Below are 7108 nucleotides of genomic sequence, written 5' to 3'. Positions count from 1 at the left end.
GCAGAGGTGTGCCTGTCCGATCTGCTGCAACAGACCGCGCTGGATCAGGCTGAAGCCGATCTGAAACGTCGTGAGCCGCTGGGTGCATCAAACCTGATTGGTCGTGAAGAACTGCAGCACTCACGTGATGCCGTGGCCACGGCGAAAGCGCAACTTGATGTCGCCGTGCAGCAGTACAACGCGAACCAGGCGATGATCCTGAACACCGATCTGGAACAGCAACCCGCCGTCAAACAAAGCGCGGCTGAACTGCGTGATGCCTGGCTGGCGCTGCAGCGTACCGATATCCGTAGTCCAATGGATGGCTATATTTCGCGTCGTAGTGTTCAGGTCGGTTCGCAGATCTCCACCAGCACGCCGCTGCTGGCGGTAGTGCCTGCCACGAATTTGTGGATTGATGCCAACTTCAAAGAAACGCAGCTTTCCGGTGTGCGCATCGGTCAGCCCGCTACTGTGATTAGCGATATTTACGGTGATGACGTGGAGTATCACGGCAAAGTTGTCGGTCTGGATATGGGCACCGGCAGCGCCTTCTCTCTGCTGCCGGCGCAGAATGCGACAGGTAACTGGATCAAAGTGGTTCAGCGTTTACCGGTGCGTATTGAGCTGGACCCGCAACAGGTGGCCGAACACCCGCTGCGTATTGGTCTCTCCACCTTAGTCAAAGTGGATACCCAGAACAAAGACGGGGCCACACTGGCCAGTAGCGTGCGTCCACAAGCGGCGTATGAAAGTAACGCATTGGCAATCGACCTCGCGCCGGTTAACAAGCTGATTACTGATATCGTCCGTGCCAACGCCGATTAATTCCGCGGGAGGCTGTGATGGCACAAAAACCGCTTGAAGGTGCGCCGTTAGTCCTGATGACCATCGCCTTATCATTGGCGACGTTTATGCAGGTTCTCGACTCCACCATTGCTAACGTGGCGATCCCAACGATCGCCGGTAACCTTGGTGCCTCGAACTCACAGGGCACCTGGGTGATTACCTCATTCGGGGTGGCAAACGCCATCTCGATACCGATTACCGGTTGGTTAGCCAAACGTATCGGTGAAGTGAAGCTGTTTACCTGGTCGACCATTCTGTTTGTGCTGGCCTCATGGGCCTGCGGCATGTCAGAAAGTCTGGAGATGCTGATCTTCTTCCGTATCATTCAGGGTGTGGTTGCCGGTCCATTGATTCCGCTGTCGCAAAGTTTGCTACTGAACAACTACCCGCCGGCCAAGCGCAGCGTGGCGCTCTCGCTGTGGGCGATGACGGTGATCGTAGCTCCGATCTGCGGCCCGATTCTCGGCGGCTGGATCAGTGATAACTACCACTGGGGTTGGATCTTCTTTATCAACGTCCCGATTGGTGTGGTCGTCGTCGCGCTGACTCTGCAAACCCTGCGAGGACGCGAAACCAAAACCGAGATCCGCCCGATTGATATCGTCGGTCTGGTGCTGTTGGTCGTGGGGATTGGTTCGCTGCAGGTGATGCTCGACCGGGGTAAAGAACTCGACTGGTTTGGCTCCACGGAAATCATCGTACTCACGGTAGTCGCCGTGGTGGCGCTGGCAGTGCTGTTGGTGTGGGAGCTAACGGACGACCATCCGATTGTCGATTTGTCGCTGTTTAAAAAGCGCAACTTCACCATCGGCTGTTTGTCGATCAGCCTGGCTTACATGCTTTACTTCGGCTCGATCGTGTTGCTGCCCCAGTTGCTGCAGGAGGTATACGGCTACACCGCCACCTGGGCAGGTTTGGCGTCAGCGCCGGTCGGCATCATTCCGGTGATCCTGTCGCCGATCATTGGTCGCTTTGCCCACAAGCTGGATATGCGGCGATTGGTGACCTTTAGCTTTATTATGTACGCGGTGTGCTTCTACTGGCGTGCGTATACGTTTGAGCCGGGGATGGATTTTGGTGCGTCGGCATGGCCGCAGTTTATTCAGGGCTTTGCCGTGGCGTGCTTCTTTATGCCACTGACCACCATTACGCTGTCAGGGTTGCCGCCAGAGCGTATGGCAGCAGCATCGAGCCTGTCGAACTTTGTGCGTACGCTGGCCGGTTCAATCGGTACGTCGATCACCACCACCATGTGGACGGATCGCGAATCGATGCACCACAGCTATCTGTCTGAATCGGTGAATCCATTCAACCCGAATTCGCAGCAGATGTATGACCAACTGCAAAGCATGGGCATGACGCAGCAGCAAGCTTCAGCCTACATTGCACAGCAAATTACCAATCAGGGCCTGATTATCTCGGCGAACGAGATCTTCTGGGCATCGGCGGGAGTGTTTTTGATCTTGCTGGTTCTGGTGTGGTTTGCACGTCCGCCATTTGGCGCGGGCGGCGGTGGTGGTGGCGCGCACTAAACAGTAGAAACAAAAACGGGCCTTTCGGCCCGTTTTCATTTATGCGTTCTGGCGCCACCATTCGGCGAGCAGAATGCCAGTCGCCACGGAGACGTTAAGACTCTCAACGTTGCCGGTACCGCCAATCGACAGGCTGATATCGCCCTGCTGGAAAGCGCTGTCGGACAGACCTTCACGCTCCTGACCCAGTACCAACACCATTTTGGCTGGCAGCTCAGCTTTCGCCAGCGGCGTGCCTTCATGGCTTGAAGTCGTCACGATGGTGTAACCCGCTTTGCGGAAGGCTTCCAGACCGCTGGCAAAACTTTCACCGCTGATCGCCTGCACATGTTCTGCGCCACCTTCGGCAGTACGTACTGCCGCACCTGATTCCAGCAGGGAAGCATCGTTAACCAGCAAACCTTTCACACCGAAGTGTGCGCAGCTACGCATGATGCCACCGAGATTGTGCGGGTTGCTGACATCTTCCAGCGCCAGCACGCAATCCCTGGTATCCGCTTTTTTCAGCCACTCAGAGACTTCCATGCCCATACGTTTCTTGATGATGAAGCACACGCCGCCGTGGTGTTCGGTGCCTGAAGCCTTAGTCAGCTCGGCATCATCCACCACGTGGTAGGCTTTACGGTTGGCCGCTAACCAACGCAGCGTTTCGCGGAAGCGCGGGGTGACGCTCTGGATAAACCAGGCACGTACAATGCTCTCTGGGCGGCTGGCAAACAGCGCCTGGCAGGCATTTTCGCCGTAAACGCGCGTCTCTTCCTGACGCTGACGGCGAATCTGCTCGGGATCGATCACCGGCTTATTGCTCGCTGCCTCATCAATCTGGCTATCGTCCGCTACCGGTGGGCGTGAAACGGTGCGCCACGGTGAATCACCAAAGCTGCGATTGTCATCACGATCATCGCGACGACCGAAGCTGCGACCGCGTTCAGCATTGCGTGCATCACGCGCGGGCGTTCCGCGTCCACCTGCACTGCTGCGACCACCTTCTTCATTATTACGTGCAGTACGAGGACCAGAACGACGATTATCTTCCTGGCGCGCAGCAGGACGGCCGCCTTTGCCGGTACGGGGATTTGGCTTTTGGCCTGCATCCTCATCACGTACATACATCACTTTTACCTTGCCGCTTTTGCCTTTAAATTCGTCGTTCATTTGTTCCTCCTGCATTGAGAGCGCGAAGATTACCTGATGTGCTGGAGCTTAGCTATCAACTATTGAACCTATTGGGCAATCCAGATTGAGCATAGCACTCAACCTTTTCATAATGTTCGGCAATCATAACATTTACAGGTCCGGTTTGAGGTGACGATGAATACTGTATGTGCCTCCTGTCAGGCAACTAACCGCGTTCCCGAGGAACGTATTGCCGATGGCGCCAAGTGTGGTCGCTGTGGCGACGAGCTGTTCAATGGTGAAGTCGTGAATGCCACGGCAGCCACGCTGGATAAATATTTGCAGGACGATTTGCCCGTGGTGGTCGACTTTTGGGCGCCGTGGTGCGGTCCGTGCGTGAACTTCGCGCCTGTTTTTAAGGATGTCGCTGACGAACGCCGCGGTAAAGTGCGCTTTGTGAAAGTGAACACGGAAGCCGAACCGGCACTCAGCTCACGCTTCCGCATCCGCAGTATCCCGACCATTATGGTGTTCAAAAAAGGTGAGATGGTCGACATGTTAAACGGGGCAATGCCCAAAGCGCCGTTTAATGAGTGGCTCGACGAATCACTTTAAGCACCTCAGGCCAGCCCCTGTGCTGGCCTTGCCGTTAGCCTTCATTTAAACTGGCGTTTTTTCCTGCCTGCGATTCTATGTCTGAAAATGCCGTTCTGCGCTTACGTGCGCAACGTTTAGCACGCGCTACGCGCCCGTTTCTTGCCCGTGGCAATCGCGTGTTGCGTTGCCAGCGTTGTCTGTTGCCGCAAAAAAATTGCCTGTGTGCCACGCTGCAACCGCAGCTAGCACGCAGCCGTTTTTGCCTGGTGATGTTCGATACCGAGCCGATGAAGCCGAGCAATACCGGACGCCTGATTGCCGATATCCTGCCTGATACGCTGGCGTTTGGCTGGTCACGCACCGAACCTGATGAAGCGATGCTCGCAGCAGTGCAAACCACCGATTATCAGCCACTGGTAGTGTTTCCGGGCTCGTATGCCGATGCAGGCAGGGAAGTCCTCACCACACCTCCGCTCACCGGCAAACCACCGCTATTTATTATGCTGGATGGCACCTGGACCGAAGCCCGCAAAATGTTCCGCAAAAGCCCCTGGCTGGATGCGTTCCCGGTGATGTCACTCAACGTTTCCACACCGTCGCGCTACACGCTGCGGGAAGCGCACGGCGAGGGCCAGCACTGTACCGCTGAAGTGGCCGCCGCGCTGCTGGAACAGGCTGGCGATGTTGAGGCAGCAAGCGCGTTAAAGCAGCATTTTGAGCATTTCCGCCACGCTTATTTGGCAGGCAAGCCGCATCATCCTGTGCACTACCAGGAAAGCATGCTGTAAGGATCGCCTGATTTTTTAACTCGTCCGTTTGATTTATAGTCGCACATCGCCATGGAGTTGGCTCCCAACATAAGGATGATGCGCTATGAAAGTCTGGTGGCTTGTTGTGCTGCTGATAGCGGGCTGCAGCACGGCACCGCAAACTGACCGCCCTTACCCACTGCAGTTACAATCCGTTAGCACACGCCCAGGTGGCATCATTAGTGTTGCTGAATTGCAGCCCGGTGATTTGCTGCTCTCCTCCGCCACCTCGCCGCAATCCTGGGGCATTCGCCTGATTAGCTTCAGCGGTGTCAGCCATGCCGCAATCTACCTGGGTGATCGGCAAGTGGCGGAAGCCGTGGGCAGTGGTGTCAAAATCATTCCGCTGCAACAGGCTATTGAGGAGAGTAATAATTTGTTGGTGCTACGCGTGCCCAGCCTCACTCAAGACCAAAGCTCGCTGTTGCGCGAATTTGCCCACCAGCAACAAGGCAAAAAATACAATTTCAAAGGTATCGTGATGTTCATGCCGTTTATGGTTTCGCGCCGCGTCTGCGAGCTGCCGCTGATGCATGAAAATCTACGCAGTGCCTGTCTCACTGCATTAGCGCGCGTGCAACTCGCCGACGTTGACGATCCTCAAGCCAATCGCTTCTTCTGCTCCGAATTCGTCATCGCAGGATATCGCCATGCAGGCGTCGAGCTACTTCAGGGACAAGCGAGCTGGGTCAGTCCGGCTGATCTCATGCATCTGCGTGATGGAGATGTCTCAGCGTGGCATAGCGAGCAGAATATGCAGTACATCGGCCATTTAAAGCGCTGGAACCTTAAAGAGATCCTCAGCCTGCGATCGGCGAGTCGGCAAGCAGAGTAAAAAGCGTTTACAATCATGCCAATCTTGATGTCGGGAGCGGATGATGAGCCAACGCGGACTGGAAGCACTGTTACGACCTAAATCAATCGCGGTGATTGGTGCGTCAGTTACACCGGGGCGCGCCGGCTACTTTATGATGCGTAATTTGCTGGCTGGCGGATTTAGCGGTCCGGTGCTGCCGGTCACGCCGAAGTATAAAGCCGTGAGCGGTGTGCTGGCCTGGCCGGATATTGCCAGCCTGCCGTTCGCACCCGATCTCGCCATTATCTGTACTCATGCCAAACGCAATCTGGAGCTGCTGCAGCAGCTGGGTGAAAAAGGCTGCAAAGCCTGCATCATTCTCTCCTCGCCCGCCAGTCAGCTTGAAGAGTTGAAAGCCTGCGCCAGCCAGTGGCAAATTCGCCTGCTCGGCCCGAACAGTCTGGGATTGCTGGCCCCGTGGCAAGGATTAAACGCCAGCTTCTCGCCGGTGCCGATCGCAAAAGGACGCATTGCCTTTATTTCTCAATCCGCTGCGGTATCCAACACCATTCTTGATTGGGCTCAGCAGCGCAATCTCGGCTTCTCCTGGTTTATCGCTTTGGGCGACAGTCTGGATATTGATGTTGATGATTTGCTGGATTTCCTGGCGCGTGACGGTAAAACCAGCGCTATTCTGCTCTATCTGGAGCATCTCAGTGATGCGCGCCGCTTTGTTTCGGCCTCTCGTAGCGCCTCACGCAATAAACCGATTCTGGTGATCAAAAGCGGTCGCAGCCATCAGGCACAGGCGATGATTGGCACACTCAGCGGGCTGGATGCAGCATGGGATGCGGCGATTCAGCGTGCCGGTTTGCTGCGGGTGCAGGACACGCATGAACTGTTTTCAGCGGTGGAATCGCTGAGCCATATGCGTCCATTGCGAGGGGATAGATTGATGATCATCAGCAATGGCGCAGCCCCCGCTGCCTTAGCACTGGATGAGCTGTACGCGCGTAATGGCAAACTGGCTACGCTGAGTGATGAGACTTTACAAGCCTTGACCACGTTGTTGCCTGAGGGCGTTGGGCGCGGTAATCCGCTGGATCTCAAGGACGATGCCACCCCAGCGCGCTATGTTGCCTGCATAGAACAACTACTGGATAGCCATGAACTCGATGCATTAATGATTATCCATGCCCCGAGCGCCGTGTCTCCCGCCACCGAAACGGCCGAGCAAATTATTGCGGCAGTGGCAAAACATCCGCGTGGCAAACAGGTGACACTTCTCACTAACTGGTGTGGCGAATACTCGTCACAAGCCGCTCGTCGTGCTTTCACTCAGGCCGGAATCCCCACCTGGCGCACACCGGAAGGCACGGTGACCGCTTTCATGCACCAGGTCGAATATCGCCGTAACAGAAGCAAATGCG

General features: G+C 55.8%; 7 protein-coding genes. 6 read left to right on the top strand and 1 reads right to left on the bottom strand.

Annotated features, from left to right (window positions below):
* Both H7A81_RS24290 and emrB read left to right on the top strand, forming a co-directional pair.
* A partial coding sequence (locus tag H7A81_RS24290; RefSeq protein WP_182058977.1) for an HlyD family secretion protein occupies positions 1-807 on the top strand: 807 nt, incomplete at its 5' end.
* A 14-nt stretch (positions 808-821) separates the two neighbouring features.
* The gene (gene emrB / locus H7A81_RS24285; RefSeq protein ID WP_141399025.1) at positions 822-2360 is read left to right on the top strand and encodes a multidrug efflux MFS transporter permease subunit EmrB; all 1539 of its coding nucleotides are present in this window, start codon (positions 822-824) and stop codon (positions 2358-2360) included.
* 39 nt (positions 2361-2399) lie between these two features.
* Here emrB and H7A81_RS24280 read toward each other — a convergent pair whose 3' ends face one another.
* On the bottom strand, positions 2400-3515 hold the full coding sequence (locus H7A81_RS24280; RefSeq protein ID WP_182058976.1) for a tRNA/rRNA methyltransferase: 1116 nt from the start codon (positions 3513-3515) through the stop codon (positions 2400-2402).
* Between the two features lie 156 nt (positions 3516-3671).
* On the opposite strand from H7A81_RS24280, the gene trxC reads away from it, so the two are divergent.
* The 4 genes from trxC to H7A81_RS24260 form a co-directional block, all read left to right on the top strand.
* On the top strand, positions 3672-4091 hold the full coding sequence (gene trxC / locus H7A81_RS24275) for a thioredoxin TrxC (protein WP_034825465.1): 420 nt from the start codon (positions 3672-3674) through the stop codon (positions 4089-4091).
* A 77-nt stretch (positions 4092-4168) separates the two neighbouring features.
* The gene (locus H7A81_RS24270) at positions 4169-4861 is read left to right on the top strand and encodes a tRNA-uridine aminocarboxypropyltransferase (protein ID WP_166936773.1); all 693 of its coding nucleotides are present in this window, start codon (positions 4169-4171) and stop codon (positions 4859-4861) included.
* 85 nt (positions 4862-4946) lie between these two features.
* The gene (locus H7A81_RS24265) at positions 4947-5717 is read left to right on the top strand and encodes a YaeF family permuted papain-like enzyme (protein WP_182058975.1); all 771 of its coding nucleotides are present in this window, start codon (positions 4947-4949) and stop codon (positions 5715-5717) included.
* A 43-nt stretch (positions 5718-5760) separates the two neighbouring features.
* Positions 5761-7108, top strand: a 1348-nt coding sequence (locus tag H7A81_RS24260) for an acetate--CoA ligase family protein (protein ID WP_182058974.1), incomplete at its 3' end; no start/stop codon positions are given.

Source organism: Pantoea sp. ME81 (assembly GCF_903970985.1).
GTDB lineage: Bacteria > Pseudomonadota > Gammaproteobacteria > Enterobacterales > Enterobacteriaceae > Pantoea > Pantoea communis.
Note: the sequence above shows the minus strand (reverse complement) of the source record. Positions and strands in the feature narration are given on the sequence as shown.